Origin of the sequence: Pseudoalteromonas sp. T1lg65 (assembly GCF_051930985.1) — a bacterium.
Classification (GTDB): Bacteria; Pseudomonadota; Gammaproteobacteria; order Enterobacterales; family Alteromonadaceae; genus Pseudoalteromonas.
Genome location: NZ_CP196837.1, coordinates 416,581 through 437,662, shown reverse-complemented (window position 1 = coordinate 437,662; position 21,082 = coordinate 416,581). Strand labels below are relative to the sequence as shown.

The 21,082-nt window shown below is 43.4% G+C and carries 16 protein-coding genes; 3 read left to right on the top strand and 13 right to left on the bottom strand.

Annotated elements, in window-relative coordinates:
• Positions 1-179 precede the first annotated feature (179 nt).
• From ACSLBF_RS01990 to ACSLBF_RS01955, 8 genes are all read right to left on the bottom strand, one after another.
• A complete protein-coding gene (locus tag ACSLBF_RS01990) occupies positions 180-1,349 on the bottom strand; it encodes a mandelate racemase/muconate lactonizing enzyme family protein (protein ID WP_440054953.1) in 1,170 nt (389 codons plus the stop codon).
• On the bottom strand, positions 1,346-2,482 hold the full coding sequence (locus tag ACSLBF_RS01985) for an alpha/beta hydrolase (RefSeq protein WP_440054952.1): 1,137 nt from the start codon (positions 2,480-2,482) through the stop codon (positions 1,346-1,348). The genes ACSLBF_RS01990 and ACSLBF_RS01985 overlap by 4 nt, the downstream gene beginning before the upstream one ends.
• A complete protein-coding gene (locus ACSLBF_RS01980; protein ID WP_440054951.1) occupies positions 2,479-4,182 on the bottom strand; it encodes a GH3 auxin-responsive promoter family protein in 1,704 nt (567 codons plus the stop codon). The genes ACSLBF_RS01985 and ACSLBF_RS01980 overlap by 4 nt, the downstream gene beginning before the upstream one ends.
• Positions 4,183-4,200: 18 nt before the next feature.
• On the bottom strand, positions 4,201-4,998 hold the full coding sequence (locus ACSLBF_RS01975) for a thioesterase II family protein (RefSeq protein ID WP_440054950.1): 798 nt from the start codon (positions 4,996-4,998) through the stop codon (positions 4,201-4,203).
• A 2-nt stretch (positions 4,999-5,000) separates the two neighbouring features.
• Positions 5,001-5,423, bottom strand: a complete 423-nt coding sequence (locus ACSLBF_RS01970) for a PaaI family thioesterase (RefSeq protein ID WP_440054949.1) — start codon at positions 5,421-5,423, stop codon at positions 5,001-5,003.
• Positions 5,424-5,490: 67 nt separating this feature from the next.
• Positions 5,491-11,877: an SDR family NAD(P)-dependent oxidoreductase gene (locus ACSLBF_RS01965; RefSeq protein ID WP_440054948.1), complete on the bottom strand. Its 6,387-nt coding sequence runs from the start codon at positions 11,875-11,877 to the stop codon at positions 5,491-5,493.
• Positions 11,878-12,035: 158 nt separating this feature from the next.
• Positions 12,036-12,785 (bottom strand): helix-turn-helix transcriptional regulator, encoded by a 750-nt coding sequence (locus tag ACSLBF_RS01960; protein WP_440054947.1) that lies wholly within the window; start codon positions 12,783-12,785, stop codon positions 12,036-12,038.
• Positions 12,786-12,884: 99 nt separating this feature from the next.
• Positions 12,885-13,481 carry an acyl-homoserine-lactone synthase gene (locus tag ACSLBF_RS01955; protein WP_440054946.1) on the bottom strand — a complete coding sequence of 199 codons (597 nt, stop codon included), beginning with the start codon at positions 13,479-13,481 and terminating at the stop codon, positions 12,885-12,887.
• Between the two features lie 249 nt (positions 13,482-13,730).
• Between ACSLBF_RS01955 and ACSLBF_RS01950 the strand changes: the two genes are divergently transcribed.
• Positions 13,731-14,309 (top strand): hypothetical protein, encoded by a 579-nt coding sequence (locus tag ACSLBF_RS01950; RefSeq protein WP_440054945.1) that lies wholly within the window; start codon positions 13,731-13,733, stop codon positions 14,307-14,309.
• Positions 14,310-14,361: 52 nt separating this feature from the next.
• On the opposite strand, the gene ACSLBF_RS01945 is transcribed toward ACSLBF_RS01950, so the two are convergent.
• A complete protein-coding gene (locus ACSLBF_RS01945; protein ID WP_440054944.1) occupies positions 14,362-16,545 on the bottom strand; it encodes a bifunctional diguanylate cyclase/phosphodiesterase in 2,184 nt (727 codons plus the stop codon).
• A 226-nt stretch (positions 16,546-16,771) separates the two neighbouring features.
• Here ACSLBF_RS01945 and ACSLBF_RS01940 point away from each other — a divergent pair, with 226 nt between their 5' ends.
• Both ACSLBF_RS01940 and ACSLBF_RS01935 read left to right on the top strand, forming a co-directional pair.
• Positions 16,772-17,266, top strand: a complete 495-nt coding sequence (locus tag ACSLBF_RS01940) for a hypothetical protein (RefSeq protein WP_440054943.1) — start codon at positions 16,772-16,774, stop codon at positions 17,264-17,266.
• Positions 17,256-18,146 carry a TIGR03899 family protein gene (locus ACSLBF_RS01935; RefSeq protein WP_440054942.1) on the top strand — a complete coding sequence of 297 codons (891 nt, stop codon included), beginning with the start codon at positions 17,256-17,258 and terminating at the stop codon, positions 18,144-18,146. Before ACSLBF_RS01940 ends, ACSLBF_RS01935 begins: the two co-directional genes overlap by 11 nt.
• Positions 18,147-18,185: 39 nt before the next feature.
• Here the strand turns inward: ACSLBF_RS01935 and ACSLBF_RS01930 are convergent, their stop codons facing one another.
• The 4 genes from ACSLBF_RS01930 to ACSLBF_RS01915 all read right to left on the bottom strand — a co-directional run bounded on the left by ACSLBF_RS01930 (position 18,186) and on the right by ACSLBF_RS01915 (position 21,077).
• Positions 18,186-18,947: a TIGR04219 family outer membrane beta-barrel protein gene (locus ACSLBF_RS01930; protein ID WP_440056182.1), complete on the bottom strand. Its 762-nt coding sequence runs from the start codon at positions 18,945-18,947 to the stop codon at positions 18,186-18,188.
• Between the two features lie 4 nt (positions 18,948-18,951).
• Complete coding sequence (locus ACSLBF_RS01925) at positions 18,952-19,938, bottom strand: DUF2333 family protein (protein ID WP_440054941.1); 987 nt, start codon at positions 19,936-19,938, stop codon at positions 18,952-18,954.
• A 125-nt stretch (positions 19,939-20,063) separates the two neighbouring features.
• Entirely contained in the window at positions 20,064-20,588 is a 525-nt protein-coding gene (locus ACSLBF_RS01920) for a copper chaperone PCu(A)C (protein ID WP_440054940.1), read from the bottom strand.
• Between the two features lie 141 nt (positions 20,589-20,729).
• Entirely contained in the window at positions 20,730-21,077 is a 348-nt protein-coding gene (locus ACSLBF_RS01915; RefSeq protein ID WP_440054939.1) for a hypothetical protein, read from the bottom strand.
• Positions 21,078-21,082: the final 5 nt, after the last annotated feature.

The following is a 21,082-nucleotide window of genomic DNA, read 5'->3' as shown; positions in this document are numbered from 1 at the left end:
TGCTATGTTTGGAAAAGTCCACGATTCCCCAATCCTTATCACTGCCCAGTGCAAGGAAAGAAAAAAAGCGGGGTTTCCCCCGCTTTGTTTGATAGGAGCGTCACTGCTCCTTTTGCTGAATACAGAGTTAAAATTTAACGCTGAAAAGTTGCCGGTAAGCAATTTATCTACAGATATCATCAACAAGTAAATTCAGTCATCACTTGTGTAATGTCTTGTAAACGCTGATCAATAACCTCAGCACCTAATCCGTTCGCCTTATTTAATAACTCTGCGGGTATTTCCCCATTAACTGAAAACATCACACTCGGTTCGGTAATATCTTCAGCAAGTAAATACGTACCAAAGGCACCTTCATAAAACCGACACTGAGGGATTAATGTCGATAGCGTATAACCTGCACAGGTCAATATCGCCGTTTCGCCCACCTGTGCCCCCAATTGGCAATCAATGCCATGATGTTTAGCAAGCAGCGCAATATCCATGCAGGCTTTAATGCCTCCTAACTTAGAGACTCTTAAATTAAAGACACTGGCACCTTGGTGCTTTGCAAACCACACTGCATCATCGTAATGGCACAGTGATTCATCGATACAAATATCGATGTGTGCGCCAACGGCCGCCATCAACTTAGGATACTCGTCCCGCAGTTCGACTGGCATCGGCTGTTCACAGCACACGACTCCTCGTTCAGCAAATTGACTTAAGGCGTCTATCGCTTCGGTCAGATTCCACGCTCCATTCGCGTCAATACGTACCTCTACTGCCGTCTCGCTCACTGCGCGAATTTTATCTATCAGCAGCAATTCTTCCGCTAAGTTTTCGCCAACCTTAACCTTAAACTGCTGTAAGTTAAGCTTTTGATATACCTGATGGTACTGTCGGAATGATTCCTCAGTTCCTAACGAGTAGGTACCACTGTAGCGAATGTTGGCCGCTTGTTTTGCAACTGAGAATGGCGTTAATAGCTGCTGCACCGAACAGTCATTTGACTTAGCAAAACCATCTAACAGTGCTAGCTCCACCACGGCTTTGACACAAGTTTGCCGAGGATTTAACTGATGCGCAGCGGAAAATTCAGATAACCAATGCAACACGCTATCAAGGCTGTCAAATGTTTGCCCGACTAAGTGTGGTAAAACCACCTTTTGCAATGCAGTCACCACACTATTGTGGGTCTCCCCCGTGACATAGTCACGAGGAAGACATTCGCCGTAGCCGATTTGACCATCGCTTAGCTGCAACTCCAAGATAATCCCTTGAACTTCTTTGCGGCTATGCAACGCGTGTTTAAAACTCACCTTAAAAGGAATGAGGGTTTCACGTAGTCTACAGGCTACAATTTTCATTCACTAGCACTCCCAAGCGGCTCTTTCCCAACGACTTCTTCGCCTTGGATAAAGTAGTGAATATCCATCACCGCTTCTTGCATGTCACTACTGAAACTAAGGAAATGGCGATTATCATCTGCGCTATAAAACTTAGCAGTAGCATTCGCTGGAGCCTTGTTAATATAGGTTAGCGTTTTCACGTTATCCATCATGGTATCGTTAGTTGCGAGCAAGTAAAAACGTGGATACTGTACAAGCGGATCACTGTTCATATCTGAACGGTCACGGTTGTAACCGCCAATACCGACGATAGCAAAATAGAAGCTTTGCGTTACCTCGCGTAATGAGCGCAGATCGTGTCTTATTGCCCACTGATAGAATGGATCAGCGGTAAAATAGGCCGCTCCTTGATCGCCATCCGTGTCCGGAATAGTGGATGCAAAGTAGTCATAAGGCTTTGCCGCGATAAACTCATCCAAGGTAAATGGCAACGGAAGATTTGCGAATAGTCCAGGAGTGGTAAACACCACTTTGTCTACACTTTGCGGTGCGTACTGGTTCATAAACGCGGTCACTACTTGTGCACCAAAACTATTGCCCCATACAGTTAGGGTATTATTTGGATGCTCAGACTCTGCCAATTTAACCATTTCATCCAACGTCCAAGTCCAGGTTTGCCAGTCGTATACGTGACCTTCAAGCACATAACGGTCGAGCTCACCTTGGTCATTTTCGACAAATGAAATACCGCCACTTGATTCACCTGAACCTACGCGGTCAAATGCATACACCGTGTAGCCAAGGATCGCCAAATACTGTGCCGTACCACTGAACCAGTCTTTATGACTTTGAAAGCCATGGTTGTACACAATGGTTTGACCGTTACTAAAGTACGGCTGCCATTTGGTATAGGCAATATCATAACTTTGTTCTGTACCACTTAGTTCAGTAAGACGTGGATCAATTAGCTTAATACGGCTTTCTTCACCGGTGAAGTTCAATATATCAAACGGCGAGTATTGCTTGGTATAGGCATTATTCGCATTATCGTTGCGAATGGTTAGACTGCTGTCTTGTGCTAGTGCGCTGGTATTTATTAACACAACACTCGCTAAGGCGACAGCTTTGGCTACTGACTTCATATTGATCATGCGATTGACTCCTGTAACTGCACACTGTCAAACACCGCATCGACTTCAAAAGACTTGAGTAGGTCTTTATTCATCGCCAGTGGAACCGTTTTAAACTGAGCTTCACGTACTCCGCTTGCAACGCGTTCACGCTTAAAGCGCTCTAGCGCTCCCGATTTTAGGCGGTGAACTTCTGAGGGTAACAAACGCTGAGAAGCACGTTTGGTTTTGTACTCTAGATTTAGTTTTTGTAAGTGGAACTCAAACGCTTCTGCGAAAGCGACTTGTGCTCCTTCACTGCTATGTTCTTCAAACTCAGTAAATAGTTTGTATTGGTTGGCGTGTAAATCCGCATGACAGTGATAAAAATTTACGGCTAATTTGGCATCAGCTTCAGCCGCTTTTACTGCCGTGATCACTTGCTTTTCAAAGATCTTCTCGCCAGTAATATTGGTGATCCCTTTGCCTTTTTGTACGAAGACAATCGTTGGGGTATTGCCAACAAAACCCGTGACTTGAATGATATCGTTGATGTTATAGCGATATAACCCTGCTTTATTGGTAAAGAACAGGTAATACTGTTCACCCAACTCAAGTTCATCAGCTAAATAGGTTTTGGCTTCTGGGTCATCGATGTCATTGACGCGGATAAATTCAAAGAAGTTATCCTGAATCGTCAGTACGCCATCACCACGATTTAATTCAAGGGGAATAGAGCCACGGATCTCAGAGGCAAGGTAACCTAAGTCCTTAATTGCAACATCGCCATACCATGCACGCATCCGTTCAATAAAGATATTGGAGTTACCACCAGTCCAAGTCGCAACCACTTTCAACTCCGGCCAGTAGTGTGTAGGTCTGAGTTTGTTCTCCGGATCGTTCGCGATGCACGCTCTTAGGTATTCTACTCGGGCCGGATTTGGCGCAAGTCGCGCTTCCACCAGCATTCTGATCTCGTCAGGAATATCAAGATCGGTATCGAGTGTACCCATCCGTAAGTCTGACAGTAACTTGTCCTTCATTTCATCGGTTTTGTTACACAACAAACTCAGTGTCGAAGGATTCGTAGAAGAAGCGAGTGTTACGCCTTGATCTGCCAAACTAAGTAACATGATGCAGTAGTATCGTGCGTCATAATCGGCAATTTCATACACCTCGTAAGGAATGGTGTATTTTTCTTTTATGGCTGGATCTAAGTCTTTTACATATTGACCAGAGGTTGAACCATACGGCGTGCCATCTGGAGCATGTCCTTCGACAGCGGGTGATACAATCACCACCCATTTCCCTTGCATCGCTTCAGGTGAATTTAACGCCAATGAATAAGACCACAACATCGTTGCACCTTGATGTGCACCGGCACGCTGCGCCTCTGTTACTGGAATGTATTTTGGTTCACCGGTTGAACCGCTGGTGGTCGCATAGTAACAAGGCTGACCAGCAACTAGCTGATCAGTCTCGCCATACAGGTGACGTTCGATATACGGATATAGCGAGTCATAGTCTTGTACTGCAACTTGGCTACGATAATCTTGATACGTCACCATCTCATCAAAACGATGCTTTTGACCAAATTGCGTATGTTTATTTTCATTTACTATCTGCTGTAAAAGATCCAGCTGAGTTTGTCGGCAGTTTTGTACTTGCGACATAAAACCCGACATGATCTTTTGTCCGTTCTGCATAAATTTTTCAGCAGCACTTAATGTTTTATCAGTCATTGTCTTACTCCTTGCTGTTTAACTCGCATGAGCCAACAGGCTAAGCGCCTGCAACTCAAGATCCAGCGTGTTGTTAAGAAAATCGAATAGCGTTTCCGGATACTCATTAAGATAAAAATGCCCGCCATCGATATCAAAGCGATTAATTTTTGGTAGTGGTAGCTTCTGCCACGCTTCAACCTGAGCTTCTGAAATCAGCTTGTCGTGCCGAGCAGCAATCAGATCGATGGGCTGCGTGATTAGCGCAGCCTCATTTTGATACTGATAGTTCTCCAGTAAGTGATAATCAGCGCGCACTGCGGGCAGTGCGGCGTCCATCATGCCTTCGTCTTGCAACACTTCCTCAGGTGTACCACCCAAAATCCGCAACTCTTCAATCAGTGCTGGCTTAGGTAAGTGAGCACGGCGCTTAAGTACCGCGAGCTGCGGTGCAGGACGCGCTGAAATAAAGCTGCCAAGTGTTTGTATGCCAAGACGGTTTAACTCTGCCGTGACCAAAAACACCAATAACCCACCCATACTGTGGCCAAATAACGCAAATGGACGAGGATATTTCGCCAATTGCGCTACGATTGGTTCTACTAGCTCTGAAATGTGATCTGGAAAAGCTTCCCTAGAACGACAAGGGCGACCTGGTAACTTAAGTCCAGCCACATCGAACTGCGTATCAATGTGCTCAGGCCAGTTCAGATAATTGCGCTCATTTCCGCCGACAAAAGGGAAGCAAAATAACGTTGCCTGTGCTTCTGGGCGATCAGTAAAGTACTCAAACCAACGTTTGTGCTGCCTTGGCAGACTGTCGATATGTGATGTCATGATCAACTCCCCCTTATTAGCACGCAGCAAGCGCTCGCCGTGGCCAAAACTTCACCTTCGTCGTCAATCAGTTCACCTTCTGCAAAACCGTGTGTTTTAGTCATTGCAGAAACGCGACCAATCGCTTTTAGCGAGGTATTTGGCATAATTGCGCGGATGTAGTTAAGGGTTAAGTTGACGGTACCTACCGTCGCATTTGGACCTTGTAGTGTTTGGATCGCCAACGCAGTAACTGAGTCCAACATCGTTGCTGCGTAGCCGCCATGCACTGTTCCATTGGTGTTGAGGTGGTTTTCAGTCGGTGTCACATTGACTGACACTTCCCCCGGCGTCGCACTGCCTTTGTGCGTCGGGAAAAAATCAATCATTGGTGGCTTTTTGGTTTCATCATTAATAATGCTGTTTACGATATTCAAACCTGTCATCGTCATGTCCTTTCATTTTTAAAGTGTGTTAGGAATGAGGTAGCCCGAAGGCTACCCAAACTTGGAGTTAAGCGACGTCGGCAAATTGTTCGTCTAACTGCTGCTTAGCAAGCTGTTCGATGCTAGGTCCTGAAAGCAGAACCATGCCCGATACAGAAAGACCTAAGTTGACGAATATGCGTTTACTCAGTTCATGAGTCGTCAAGGAATCTACACCCAAAGAGGTGATGCTGACCTTTGAGTCCATCTGATCGATTGGATACTTCAATAGCTCAGCGATTTGCTCTTTTAATCGCTCGACCAATAAGGCCTTGCGCTCTGGTTGTGGAAGTTGAATTAAGGAGTTTTGGAACAGCTGTGCTGGCGAATCATCATCAGCTTGTGCAAATTGCTCAAGTAATAATGAGAAGCGAGCCGAACCTTTTGATGGTGGATTCACGTTGAACCATAAAGGCCATTCAACATCCATAATACCGCACATCACTTTGCGTGCTTCTAGCGCGGCATCAAATTGAGTGAAAGCATAGGCGTTAGAAATACCGTATACCCCTTGCTCAGCAAGGATCTGTTTAACGGTTTGATCTCGTGCCACCATGCCCGACTCAGCCAATGCGCCCCAATTTATAGTGGTAGCTGCCAAGCCTTTCGCTTGGCGATATTGTGCGAGCGAATTTAAGAACGCATTGGCAGCAATATAGTTAGCTTGTCCAGGGTTACCAATTATTGAAGACAGTGACGAGAACATCACGAACGTTTCAATTTGAGCGCTATCTAACTGCAAAGATGCATTGTGTAGATACATCGCACCTAGCGCTTTTGGTGCTAACACGCGATTAAAGCGCGCAACGTTTAAGCCAGATAAATTATCATCATCTAGCACCGCAGCACTGTGGATGATGCCTTTTAGCGGTAAATCAACATCGTTGATTTCACTAACTAGCGCATTAATCGCCGCTTCATCTGTAATGTCGACGCTACGGGTAACCACATCGCAACCGAGTGATTGCATGTGTTCCAGAACAGCTAAGTCAGTATCAGCGATACGTCCGCTACGACTAATCAGTACTAGGCGCTTCACACCCCAAGTTGCAAATTGCTCTGCAAGCCTTAATCCAAAGCCAGCGGTACCACCTGAAATCAGATAGGTACTTTGCGCCGTTAACCAATGGCGTTCTTGAGGTTTAATCACAGAGAGCTCTTGCGACGAGTAATCAATAACCACTTTACCAACTTGCTCTGCTTGCTCTGCAAACTCCAATGCTTGTTGTGTTTGTGAAGCTGGGAACGACTTACTAGGTGCAGTGAAGTCCGTGTTGTTGTTCAAGAAGTTACTGACTTCTTCCATCAGCGCTTGGAAATAATCTGGTTTTTGTACCATCAAGCGCTCAATATCCAACGAGTTAAACTGTAAGTTTTCGTTGAAGCTACGCATCGCCAGTGCTGAGTTGTCAGAAATATCTTTCTTTCCAATCTCAACAAAGCGACCAAACGGAGCCAGTAGTTCAACTGATTTATGTAACGCGTCACCATCTCTGGCGTTAAGTACCACGTCTACACCATATCCGTTAGTCGCAGTGCGAATTGCTTGATAGAAAGCTAACGAGCGTGAGTCAAACACTTGCTCGACACCCTGCGATTTAAGGAACTCCCGCTTTTCTTGGCTATCAGCGGTTGCGAATATGTTTGCGCCAACACTCTTAGCAATATGAATAGCAGCCAAACCGACATCATCCGCCGCATTGTGGATAAGTACGTTTTCATTGCTAGCCAGTTGAGCTAAGCGGATTAAACCCTGATAAGCCGTCACGTAACCCATGTAATTTGTGCTGTCAGCAAAGCTTAGATGTGCAGGTTTTTTAACGATGAATTGATCTTTGGTCGTAATATAGCTGCGATAAGCACCTTGGTTATAGAAAGCCACCACTTCGTCGCCTTCTTGCCATTGTGTATTAGCTCCAGCGTGTGTGACTACACCACTCACTTCAATACCAAATGCTTCACCAGAGAAGGTATTTTCAGTCACAGACTCAGCAATGCGACCTGTTAGCTTTAATACATCCTTGCCGTTCACTGCACTGGCGTGAACACGAATTTCTACTTCATCTTCAGCGGGTGAAGTGCGCTCCAGTAGCTCATAGGCCAATGAATCTAAACGACCATTTTCAGCTTGCACAAGGCCCACTAAGTTATCCGTTGATACCACGATAGTTTCGTCGTTATCTAGCTCACTTGAGGTAGCAACAATACGGCGTACATATCGGCTATCACCGTTAACCCGGATCTCGGTTTCGTTACGGCCATCTTCACATTCAGCAAATAATGCTTCAAGAAGCTGCTCTTGAGTCACTTGACCGAAGTCTAAGCTCTTACAAAGAATATATGGATATTCGTTCACTACGCTTGGTGCCAGGCCTGCCAATGCCGAAGCAGAGAAATTAAAGTTTGCACCGCTTTCTACTTCCAGTTCGTTCACTTGGCCGTTTCTAGTAACCTTGATCAGTTCCATTTGACGCTCTGGGTATTGCGTCTTTAGAGACTCAACAAGGTTACGTAATGCATAAGCATGCTCACTGACTTGCTGAGCATCAAATACCGTTGCTGTATCTAGATTACTTGACCATAAGTCGATCACCAGACTGGGTTCTACGAATGGACAGTTTTCCAATGCTTTTTTGATACTGCTTTCATCTTGCGAATTAACAACGAAGTGACTAAAGCCATGTTTTTTATAGCTCTCGCCCGCTTCAAGCACCAAGGCTTGTACGCCTAGATCTGCAGCTTTTTCTTTGACTGCCTGTGACAATACTGAGCCATCACATAAAATCGCCATGGGTAGTGTCACGACATTTCGATCTTTTTGCGCTGCTAGTGCTTGCCACTCATAGTGATAGTTATGCGGGTTAACCACCTCATCACTTTGTGAACCGCTATCAACTGCCATACAGAGTAACCCTTCAACGTACACAATTGGCTGTCTGTTTTCGTCGAATAGATAAATATCACAGTGAATGCTGCGCTCACTTTGTTTACGTTTAACCGCATACACATAACCCGCGTTGGCACTTTCTTTAAGTAACGTTAACTGTTTAATTTCAACTGGGATATACGCTTTTTCCAACCCCGTTACTGTAAGTAAGGACTGGAATGCAGCATCAAGCAGTGTGGGGTGAACACGATATTGGTCAACTTCGTTCAAAACTTCCTCAACACACGTTACCTTCGCAAGTACCGCATCATCAGACACTTTAATATCACGGATTGTCTGGAAGTAATGACCATAATCTAGACCCGCATCGCGACACTGAGTATAGAAGGTTTCGACATCGTAAGGCTTAGTACACTGTGCTTCAATCGCATCAACATCTAACGCTGGCGCATCAAGTGACTGTGACAATAACTTAGCGGATGCAATAGGCTTCCAGTTATCGTTGTCGTCAGCAATGTTTCGCACTGCAACGCTCAAACGCTGAGTTGCAAGGTCAAAACTTGTCTCCATTCTTGTTACTTGATCGTCATCTACGGTCAGCATATTTTCAATTTTGATGCCTTCCAGTGTCATATTGCTCTGGCCTGTCGCTTCAGTTGCGGCACAAACCATGCTGTCGATAAGACCGGCACCTGGATACACAACCGTGTTATGTACTTTGTGATCGTTCAGGTAAGGAACCAAGTAAGGGTTGAGTTCTAGCTGCCAAGTTGGATTAATACGATCTACGCGCTCGTTCAGATACAAGAAGCCAGCCAAACCAAGGCGCTTTTCAATCGACATACGAGACTCGCGCCAGTATGTGTCACGCTGCCATGGGTAGTGTGGTAATCTGACAAAACGAGCTTGTGCGTCGAATTGCGCTTGCCAATTTAACTCACCGCCTTGACACACATAGCTTGCTAGCTGCTTGAAGAAGTGAACATTGTCGTCTTCTTTGCGATTCAATGAAGCAAGCTGAGGACGGCTGTCTTCTGCGATTGTAAGCCCTTCTTGGATAGAACTTTTCAGAACTGGGTGAGGACCAATCTCCATCACTGGCGCATCATTTTGTTTCAGCAATGACTGGAAGCCATCGGCAAATAACACGGCTTGACGAACGTTTTGCCACCAGTATTGCGCATCAAGTTTTTCACCTTCAATCAGCTCACCTGTTACCGTAGAAACTAGTGGCAACTCAGTAGTATGAGGTTTGATATCCGCTAATGCAGCGAAGATATCATCTTTGATTGGGTCCATGTATTGGCTATGATAGGCGATTTCCACTGCCAACAAACGTGCGAAAGTCCCCGTTTCGGTGATTTTCTTCTCAAGTTCTTCTAACTGTCCTTTGTCACCAGCAACAGTAATTGTGGTTTCACCATTGATTGCCGCAATTTCAATTTCAGGGTATTGCTCTTGCCATGCCGCAAAGTCTTCTACTGAACAACCAATCGCTAACATACCACCATTTGCCGTTGAGCATGTTTGCTGTAAGCGACTGCGGTGATAACTGACTTTACATGCATCTTCTAGTGATAACGCTCCAGAAATATATGCGGCACTTACTTCACCCACACTGTGACCAACTACGCTTAGTGGTTTAACACCGTAAGAACGTAGCACCTCGTATACAGCAACTTGAATAACAAAGTTTGCAGGCTGTGCAACTTGGGTTTCATGCATGCGAGAGTCTGCTTCATCTTTAAGCAACTCTTCTTTGATGGACCAACCTGCGATTTCAGTAAACACTTCATCACAACGTTCAACTGTTTCACGGAAAATGCGATTGCTTTGGTATAAACCTCGCCCCATGCCCCACCACTGTGGGCCCATACCAGTACAAACAAGGTTTACACCTTGGTGTTTCTGGTGTGCTACGCCGTCGGCGTCTGCATCATTCGGCTGCTCATCTAAGTAATTTGCTAGCTTGTCGATTAAGTCATCTAGACTAGAAACAACAAAACCGTGGCGGATATTTAGTACATCGCGCTTTTGCGATAAGGTATAAATCACATCAGACAAAGACACAGGATCGTCATCACGCGCAGGTGACTCTAAGAAATCTAACAAGCGCTCTACCACCTGATACAGTGCTTTTTCTGATTTAGCTGAAACAGGCACGATATAAGGACCATCCACAAGGTCCGTGGTTCTCTCATGTTGCTTATTGCAACGAACCTTTTCGTCCGCATCTAGTGATCGTAATAATGCGTGAGCGTTGCTACCACCGTAACCAAATGAGTTAATGCCAACGAAGTGCGTTCTGCTTTGATCTAATTCGTGAATCTCTGTTGGGATTTTTACCGGCAGTGAATCAAACGGAATCTCTGGGTTTGGATTATTAAAGTGTAGATTTGGCGCAACCACTTTATCGCGCGCTGTCATTGCGGCTTTAATCAGACCTGCAACACCAGACGCTGCTTCTGAGTGACCAATGTTCGTTTTGATTGAACCGACTAAGCATGGGTCGTCTTTGCTACGGTCACTTAATACCGCGCTAATTGCTTTGATTTCTAGTGGATCACCAGCTTTTGTGCCAGTGCCGTGTGCTTCGATGTAGCTTAGCTCTGACGCATCTACGCCAGCTTTACCATAAACCTGTCTAAGTAAGGCTTCTTGCGCCTCAGGATTTGGTAAAGAAATACCTGTGGTTTGGCCATCTTGATTGGCACCGGTTTCACAGATCACAGCATGAATATCATCACCATCTGCTAATGCCTTTTCTAGCGGCTTAAGTAGTAAGATAGCAGCGCCTTCAGCACGCACATAACCTGCTGCATCGGCATCAAACGCTTTACAGCGGCTGTGATGAGACAAGAACTGACCTTTACTCATAGTGATCGGATAATGCGGTGTCATCATGGTGTTCGCACCACCCACCATCGCCATATCACAATCACCTTGACGTAAACTTTGTACTGCGAAGTGCAGTGCTGTCATCGACGCTGAACAAGCAGTGTCAACTGACATACTTGGACCTGTAAGATCATACACATAAGACAGGCGGTTTGATAATAACGCATGTGTTACACCGAACGGTGTCGTTGAATCAATGTTGTAGATATTCTGACTATCTAAGTGGATAGCCTTGTTGTCTATTGCGAAGCCACCGACAAATACACCGGTTTTAACGGCTTTGACTTCTTCGGTAGTGATACCTGCGTCTTCTAACGCTTCCCAACTGACTTCCAGCAGAAGGCGCTGCATGGGATCGACCACTTCCGCTTCTTTTGGAGAAATATTGAAAAATAGTGGATCAAAAGTATCAAGGCGTTGGTTTACAAACCCACCTTGCCTTGCATGTGCCTTACCAGGCTTTTTGCGATTTTCGCTGTAATACTTACGAACATCCCATCTATTTTGTGGGACGTCACAAATCCCATCTATTCCTTTTTTTGCATTTTCCCATAACTGCTGGGCAGAATCTGCCCCACCGGGAAAGCGACAACCCATTCCTATTATTGCAATTTGATTTGATTTATTCATGATAATTCCAACTCATTATTTATTCAGCAAAATAAAACAAATTTAGCAAACCTGTTTTACCCGCGAAAATAATAAAATTAGAACTGTCAAAAATATGTTTTTACAAAATCAAAATAACGTCTATAAGAAAAATTATAATTATTAATATTTAATGACAACTAAATAACTGGCTTTAAAACCCCAGATATTAGTATTTTAGCAACTGCATGCTGCCGATTAGATGCACCTACTTTATCAATAACATTATTAACGTGAAAATTCACCGTTCGTTCTGATATATTAAGGATTTGCGCCGTTTCCCAAGCGGTCTTACCTTCAGAGATCCACTCCATACACTCTTTTTCTCGCTCGGTTAATTCAATCTTTTGAACTGAAGATGTTTGGTTTAGTTTAATTCTTGTCGAGGCTTCGTATAAATAAGGTGATAACGTTAGTAAAATCTGATTCATTTGAATCAATTTGTCATAATCGATAAGGTGCTTGGACGCCAAACTTATTAAACCAAATTCTCCAAACATACCCCTAATTGGAATGGTGATACCATCTATCAACCCTGCATCTTCGGCACGATGCATGATCGACGGATCGGCCTTTGGGTTAGTTGTCGCGACAATGTTAGCGTTTTGCCAAAACAAAGGGGTGATTGCGTTTTCTGTATACAGTACCACTGGGTCATTAAACTTAAGATTTTTCTCAAAGTAATACTTCATCCAATCTGATGGATAGTTTTCAACAATAAACAGTTCAGATGACCTCAGTTGTTGAGGCGAGACGACACACATCAAGTAATAATCCATTTCCATGCTCTTGGAAATAGACTGTAAGATCTGTACCAGCTGGTATTTAGTAGTAGTGCGTTGGCACTGTGACAGCCAACGCTCCAATTTCAGCGTGATTTCTGGGTTCATGTAGCTTCCGTATCATAGTTAATCGCTTATAAAACGCGTTCTATATTGCGAAAAGACAGCACGCACTGAACGACGATACGGAGCGGAATTTAGTGTGTTTTAGTGAATTTCAAAGACCGAATCTCTGAACTCTGCATTCATACTCATACGTAATGCCACTGATTGAACACCTCCTATATCCATTGTTTTACCTTCACCTAAGCGGCTAGTCGGGATCCCAAGCTTACTTAGATAGCGTTCCATTGCTCTGGTGGTCACCATTACATACTCCTCCACTCCTTGTTGTATTGCATATAGATAAGCCTGCTGCAACACTGAGTATAATACGTACCGATTATCGCGAAGATCAATCAGATTTGTACTTTTTTTGGTTGCAAAACGGCTTATCTCCAAAACCTTTTTAGATTCTGGGGCTGGCACTCCCTGTAGCAATTCTGGAAATGTATCTTTCAACATATAGTTATTCGTTGTTTGTAGTATTCTTAAACAACCAATTAAATCTCCTCCGGAGTCTTTAACTGAAACGAATATTGGACTTAAATCATCATATTCATCAATTTCCATATTACCTTTTACAGGTACCTGCCATTGCAGTCTTTTATAAAATACGTCATATCTTAACTCATGAATACTCTTTTTTGTTTCTAAATCTATTTTATTGTACTCTTTTGTATCTACGATTAATGAATTTAGCATCTTATTTTCCCGTTTGAATTTGATGCTGAAATTAAAAATCATCTGGAAAATTAGTAAGATTGTAGTTCTGCCACCTCCCACCTGTTATTTCGATTCCCCCCTCCCTGTCATTTTTTACAGGTTGTATAAAAGCGCTCTCAATTAAGATTAATTAAAACGAAAAAAACACTTTTAATTTATTTTTTATATACGAACCCAATCGATAATTGAGCACAGTTATTTATAGAAACTTAACCAAAGGAGAGGCCAATGAAATTTACTACTGTTAATCTGATTAAAAGCTCACTAACTGTAGTCGCTTTCACAATTAGTGCCTTGTCTGTTTCTAATGTAGGGGCTTTTACAACTGGAGGATCTTCAAGGGACAGTGAGTTTGACAAAACAACCGTAGTTAACCTGCATACAGCTCTAAGACATCAATCGTCAGCCACTAACACACAGCATGTTAGATTCGGGGGAGTAATCCATTTAATTGGGAACAACAAGCGTGTGTACGCTATTTTTACGGACAGATGTGGTAAAGAAAGTCGAGATTGTCAAAACCAAAAAAAGTACAAGGAAACGAAAAAATTTTACGATGCTATGACACTAATCAGTCGTACTCAGTCTTGGCACCACTATATTGGTTTAGAGCCGCTGAATTTGGGCATGACCAATAGTCGCTTTGAGCTTAATCGCCATGAAATAAATACACGTGACAAGTTGCAACTGGCTGGACGTGCTGAACTGATGAGAAACAACCAACATGGGTTTTATTATCAAGAAAAAGGCATTTCTCTGAAGAGAGAAATGCCTTTTTCGTCAACGTATTTCACAATGCGTTTTTGAATACGGCAGGTAATATAAAAATCGTACGACTGCCGCGCTATAAACAATATGACTACTTTGTTTTATCTAAAAATGACAGCAACTGTTGTTCAGGCATTGGCTTAGCTAACAAAAACCCTTGTACTTCGTCACAGCCTAATTTCTCCAGAACACCCATTTGTTCTTCTGTTTCCACACCCTCTGCAATTGTTTTCAATCCCAAATGACGGCCCAGTGAAATAACTAGTTCAGCAATCGCGCCACTATCTTGCTCTGGTATATCTTTGATAAAGGCCCGGTCTATTTTCAGTCTTGAGATTGGTAACTTTTGCAAATAACTAAGAGAGGAGAATCCGGTGCCAAAGTCATCAATCGCAACCTCAACGCCAAACTCCTGCAATTCTTGAAGCGTTCGTACCACCGTGTTTACTTCATCCATTAGCACGCTTTCGGTTACCTCAAGCTCAATACTTGAAGGGACCACATCAAACGCGAGAATCGTATCTCGGACCTGTTGTGCATAGTTTGGCACTTTGAATTGGGGAACAGAAACGTTGACAGCCACACTCATATCGCGCCCTGAGTCTGCAAGCTTTTTCTGTAGCTGACAGGCTTGCTCTAACACCCATTGCCCTATTTCAACAATTAACCCTGCATTTTCAGCCAGTGGTACAAAAATAGCAGGTGAAATGTAACTGCCATTGCCAGAAGGCCAACGCAGTAACGCTTCGCAACCAATCACACGACGCTGATCTATTGCAAACTGCGGTTGATACCACACTTCCAGTTTGCGCTGTTCAAAGTCTTGTCTAAGCTGCCTTATCAAACCGAGTTTCCAGGCCATTCGCTCTTCTAGCTCTGCAGTGTACCAATCGAGTGCAATACTGGACTGCTTAGCTTGGTTTAGTGCGATATAAGCCAGTTTTAGTGTTTCGAGACCTTGTGGCTGGAAGTCACCTTGCTTGCATATTCCAATATGAAAATGGATGGTAAGTACATGTTCGCCAACTTGATACGGCACCGTTAAGCTATCTTGGAACAAGGTTTCATCAAAGCTATGCTCTGGCAGTAACAGCCCAAACACATCAGCACCAATTCTTGAAACAAGTTTAGCTTTGGGAAATTCCAGCTCAATACGCTCTGCAACACTTAACAATAACAGGTTACCGACCTCTTGACCGAGACCATTGTTAATATCAGAAAATTGAGCAATATCAATGAGCACAAATAGCAGCCCTTCATTACCCTTATAATATTCTGCTATTTTTTCCACAAAATTTGCACGGTTAGGCAACTTAGTTAGCGCATCTTTGTAAGCGACATTTCTTAATTCATTGAATAGTTTTACATTATCGAGTCCAACACAAACGTTGGTTAAAAAGATCTCGACAAACTTTAATTGAGACGCCGATGGTTCCGCCTCTAATTCCAAATAAATCGCGGCTTTTCTTCCCTTACTCTCTAGTAACAAGGTTACATCATGAGGAGTAAACTGATGACTTTCACTTTCTAGACAATTTTTGACCTGCATAATGGTCCGGCCATTGTCCAGTTGCTCAATACCTTTGCCAAAAAACGACTGGTACTGTTCGCTGCCACCAAACACGGTTAGCTGCTTATCTTCTAGATAACCACATACCAAACCATCTTCCGGGGCATGTAATAAATACGCAAGCTGTCTTATTACCGCTAAGGAAAAGGTTTGCATATCGCTGTAGCCTAAAATCGCCCGTGATGCACTGACGATTTCCTCTAAAGCTTCGCGTTGCGCCTCAAGCTCGCAGATTTGTTGGTAAGAGCGGATAGCGGTGAGTAACGAGGTGACAAGCTTACTGCGGGTAAGCTCTGTTTTCATTTTATAGTCATTGATATCGTATTCGCGGATGACTTTTTCTTCGGGGGCGTAGCCGGGTTGCCCTGTTCTTAAGATGATCCGCACGGCATCGTTTTTCAGTTCGTCCCGAACCCTTTGAACGACTTTAAGGCCCGCATCATCCGTTTCCATCACAACATCTAAAAGTAAGATACTAATGCTTGGATTTTCTCTTAATACATCTATCGCTTCATGACCCGAGTAGGCGTGAAAGAAACGGATGTTTCTGCCCCAAAATTCAACGTTAGATAGCGCCAGCTTAGTCACAGAGTGAATTTCAGGGTCATCATCTACCACGAGCACATCCCAAAAAGTACTGATCGCCTCTTCTTGAGCTTGATCATCGTGCTCTGCAAACAAAAAATCATCTTGCTCAGATGCCATGCTATACCCTTATGTTCGAACTGCTTATTCGTTTGTACGTACACTCATGTGTAAAAAGTCACCCAATTTCCAAAGGTGAAAAAATTTTCTCACAACAGTTTTATTCCATTAACAGTCATGAAATATTATAGTTGAAGATAGAACAAAATAGATGATTTATCATGCTTTTTAATCGTGAGGTGGTCCTATTAAGCTTATATTTGAACCTCTTAAGGTGACACTTTTTTTGTCTCTTCTCATTGTGATCCTTGGTTTGTCGCTACCTCATCAATATCACTTAAGCAGGACAGTCCTCCTAAATTACCCACAAAGTGACACAAGACTCACTCCATTACGTATCGACCATTGGCCGCAATTATTTAACTGGAACGAAGGACAAGCGATTGCTTTGCAGGAAATTTCAAGCGAGCGTTATGTTGGCGCTTCGACAATTATTAAGCACCAATGGGGTGAGGCTGAGCTAACCATAACCAGTATTTTGGACAATGAATTGCAGCTAGTGATCCATATTTCACCTGAGCACTTCATTAATGTGTCGATAAAAGTGGACAACGAGAACGAGTTACGTCACCTTATAATTTCATTGGATGGCACGGTTAACACACCAATTATCGGCGGGTATCTAGCGCTTTTCGTAAAGCAATACCTATTACAACAACTCGATTCAGCGTTGAATCACATGAACACGTTATATAAGTTGCAGGCAAGGAATGGCAGTTAAAAATGCGCAGGTGAAGTCAGCTCTGGCGCTTCTAATCGAAGAGAAGCTTGGCTACCCTATGGTGAAAGGCGTACAACCTTTGCTTTCACAAAATGCTAAGTACAACGCTCAACGCAATACTGAAAATCAATATATCGTTAGAACGCAGCACCATGTTCTAAAACGCGCACTCAAACGACAACAACAAGATAAAATTCAGCGCCAACAAAACATTGAATCGGTCATGGGAATGGCATTGTCGTTGTGCCCTGAGGTAACTGCACGAGGCCGACCCGATCCAGACTGGCTCGATCATTTTGTTTCTCTGGCCGAAGATATTGCGAATCTAGCGATGCAAAAGCTCTGGGCTAAAATTTTAGTCGGCGAGAGCATATCTCCCGGTACCTTTTCTATAAAGAGTCTGCAAACGCTTAAGTTGATGACACAAAAAGAAGCCAATGCATTCCAAAGGTGTGCCCCCTTATGTGGTTACCTAGAAAAAGAAGACAGTTTTTTAATTCTGCACGGTTACTATAAGAGGCCTTCAATCCTTGATTTGATAAGAAAAGGCAGTACTGAATCTATCAATTTAAGTCAAGCGGGGCTGAGCTTCCCTAATATTTTGACGCTCATGGATATTGGCCTGTTATATAGACAAGAAATTGAATCTGCCACCATGCAAAAAGGTCAATCACTAAAGCTCGTCTATCAAAAACAAAAATTGCAGCTGAGCGCCAAAAGTAATGATCTGGTACTCAGTTACTACAAGTTAACGCAAACGGGTGATGAGCTTAAGCGACTGATCCAGGCGCCAATCAGTAAACAATACAAAGGTCTATTACATAGTGCGCTAGACAGCGAATTTAATTTAGAGTGGATTAAAAAGACAGAAAGTACTTAAGAGGCTAATGCTAATAGCCTCTTTACAAAAAGTGGCGTCTTAGAAATGGATTTGAATACCCGCAAATGGGCCTGATACATCTAAATCCGTATTGATATCATCAACATCGTCTAGTTCTAACACCATTGAACGATAGCCCGCTCGGATCGCCACATCAATTGCCATATTATCAACGAATTCGTAAGCAACACCGACTTGGTAATCTTGAATTTTACTGTCATCAATGGCCAACACACTACCTTCGGCAAACAGGCTTAACCCTGTTAATGGTAGGCCAACTTCACCACGTAAATAGCCAAGTGGTACAAATCCAGAGAACTCAACTTCTTCACTGCGAGAAAATCCATTGGCGGTACCCGCAACCTTGATTGAACCGTCAAATTGTTTGAAGTTCACACCAAAATCGATACTGATTAAGTCATTATCTAGCACTTCATAATATAATACATAATCGATATGAGTAAGATCTGCATCCGTTGTAGCAGTAGTACCAACGGTAAATACTTCATCACCAAAATCAAAAGACTCAGTTAGCTGTGTTTGACCTGTCAGTTCTAGCTCCGTGTACTTAAGTTTAAGATTTGGTACTAGCGGCACAGGGTGCTCTAGCGCGGCGTAGAAGCTGGTAAATGTTTCATCTTCAAAATTGAAGTTTTGCATTTGGCCTTTTTCTGAAAAGCTTCCTTCGGTTTCTGTATCCCACCCTTCGGCACCGATATAGAGCCCTAAGATGGTGTCAGCATGAGCGACGGGAGCAAGACAAGCCAGCGATAAAGCCGCTGCTACAATTTGTTTTTTCATCATATTATCCTTGCGCTAATAATTCACTTAATTCAATCAAGGCGGCATTTGCTCTGGAAATATAGTTTGCCATTACCAGCGAATGATTTGCCACCATCCCAAAACCACTGCCATTTAAAATCATCGGGCTCCATACGGTGTCTTGTGTCGCCTCTAACTCACGAATGATTTGCTGTAAGCTCACTTTGGCGTTTTTCTTCTCAAGCACAGGAGCGAAGTCATGCTCAACCGCTTTTAAGAAGTGCAATAGCGCCCAAGTGGCACCTCGCGATTCGTAAAAAACGTCGTCGATTTTCCACCACGACGTTTTAATTTCACTGTGGCTCGGTGCTTTTGTCGCTTGATCTGCGGCACTATCACCTGCCAGATCGGTATTCAATCTATCTTGACCAACACTGGCGCTGAGTCGTTGACTTAAGCTGCCCATACGCTTTTCAGCTTCTTTTAGCCACGCTCTCAAATTATCTGCGCGAGCATAAAATTGACTTTCGCGATTTTGATTATCCGCGATTTGAGCAAGATATTTGTCTAAATATTCAATACCTTTACGATACTCACCTTCAGCACTAGGCCACATCCAAGCTGTAGAACTGATGTTAAACTGAGGCTGTGCCATTTTTAAGCTTTGGTGTTCAGTAGACTGCGACTGAGAACGGCTAAAATCCTTGCGCATAGAAAGAGCAAGATCGCGCGTCATTTCTAAAGCTCCGAACTCCCATGCTGGCATGTTGTCCATCATTACACTTGGTGGCAACACATCGTTAGATAAATATCCTCCCGGTTTATCCAATAATGTATTGGCGACTCGGATCAGGGTATATGTTGTTGTGTAGCCAGTGACCAAGGAACGGCCTTTGTCGTTGGCATCTGCTTGAGCTTCTGCAACGACATTGAACTGCTCTGGTTCGCTACTCCAATACACCGCCAAAATATAGCCCAATAAAATCACGGCACCAAAGCCTGAGAGGATCTTTCCTATATGATTTCCCATGTTATTTCCTCACTGTTACAGTTATACCAATCCACATCGCTCGTTAACTCATTTCGCATATCAAATCTCATCACCGAGTTGTTTTCCTATCGCAAAATCAGCAACCACCGAAAGTGAGATGAGCATTAATGATGCGAATGTTGATGTTGTTTTTTACGTTGTTTGCTATCACCAAACATGTCTTCCAAGGCGACTATTTCAGCCTTAGTTTGTACTTTTTTGCCATTTTCAAAATACAAAGTAAGCCTGTGCTGCTGCCCAGCCTCAAACGCTTTGTTTGGCTCAAAAATCATTAAGTGATAGCCACCAGGTTGAAAGCTGACTTGCTGACCTGGCGCCAACTTCAACTTGTCTACCTTTTGCATTTTCATCATGTCTTCTTTATGAATATGTTCGTGGATCTCAACGCGACCAGCGCCTTCAAGTTCTGCACTGACTAGCACATGTTGCTTATCTGTATGATTAACTAACGTAAAATAACCCGCCGTCGAAGGTGCACCGGGTAAAAACACTCTTACTTTCGCATCGTGGATCATCACTTGTTCAGCATGCTGATGCGTGGAATGTTGGTGAGCAGAGTTAGCCATTGATACTGTGGCAAAAGAAGCGCAGGTAACGAGCAATAAGGTTTTGATTACACTTGATTTCACTTTGACTTCCTTGGGAATAGATGGTGAATTTACTATACCACATATAACGTGGAGTCGCGTGGTTTATCAAGTCTTGAATATCCCCAAATACAATATGCAAAAAACCACATGAATAGCCCCTTGTCATTCATGTGGCTAATTTTAATATCTTGCCTTGGCGCGTTTTGATTTGTCCGTGACCAACCATACAATGCCGATCACACATAGAATGGGAAACAAAAGCATTAAAGAGTTAAATAACAGGGTTAGCGCTACTCCAACAAGTACCACGGCAACAAATCCAATAACACCGATGCTAACTAAAGCGATCACGGCAATAAAAGCAAGGATCCCTGCGATCAGTCCCAATAATTCTAGACCCACCCAATCCAATCCCATCATGCTTTCCAGCTCTAAGTGGTGGAAATCAAAACTGATCACAGGTAATGACAACCACGACATCGCTAGTAACACCAACAAAACCACTAACAAACCTGAGGCAATTTTCATAGTAC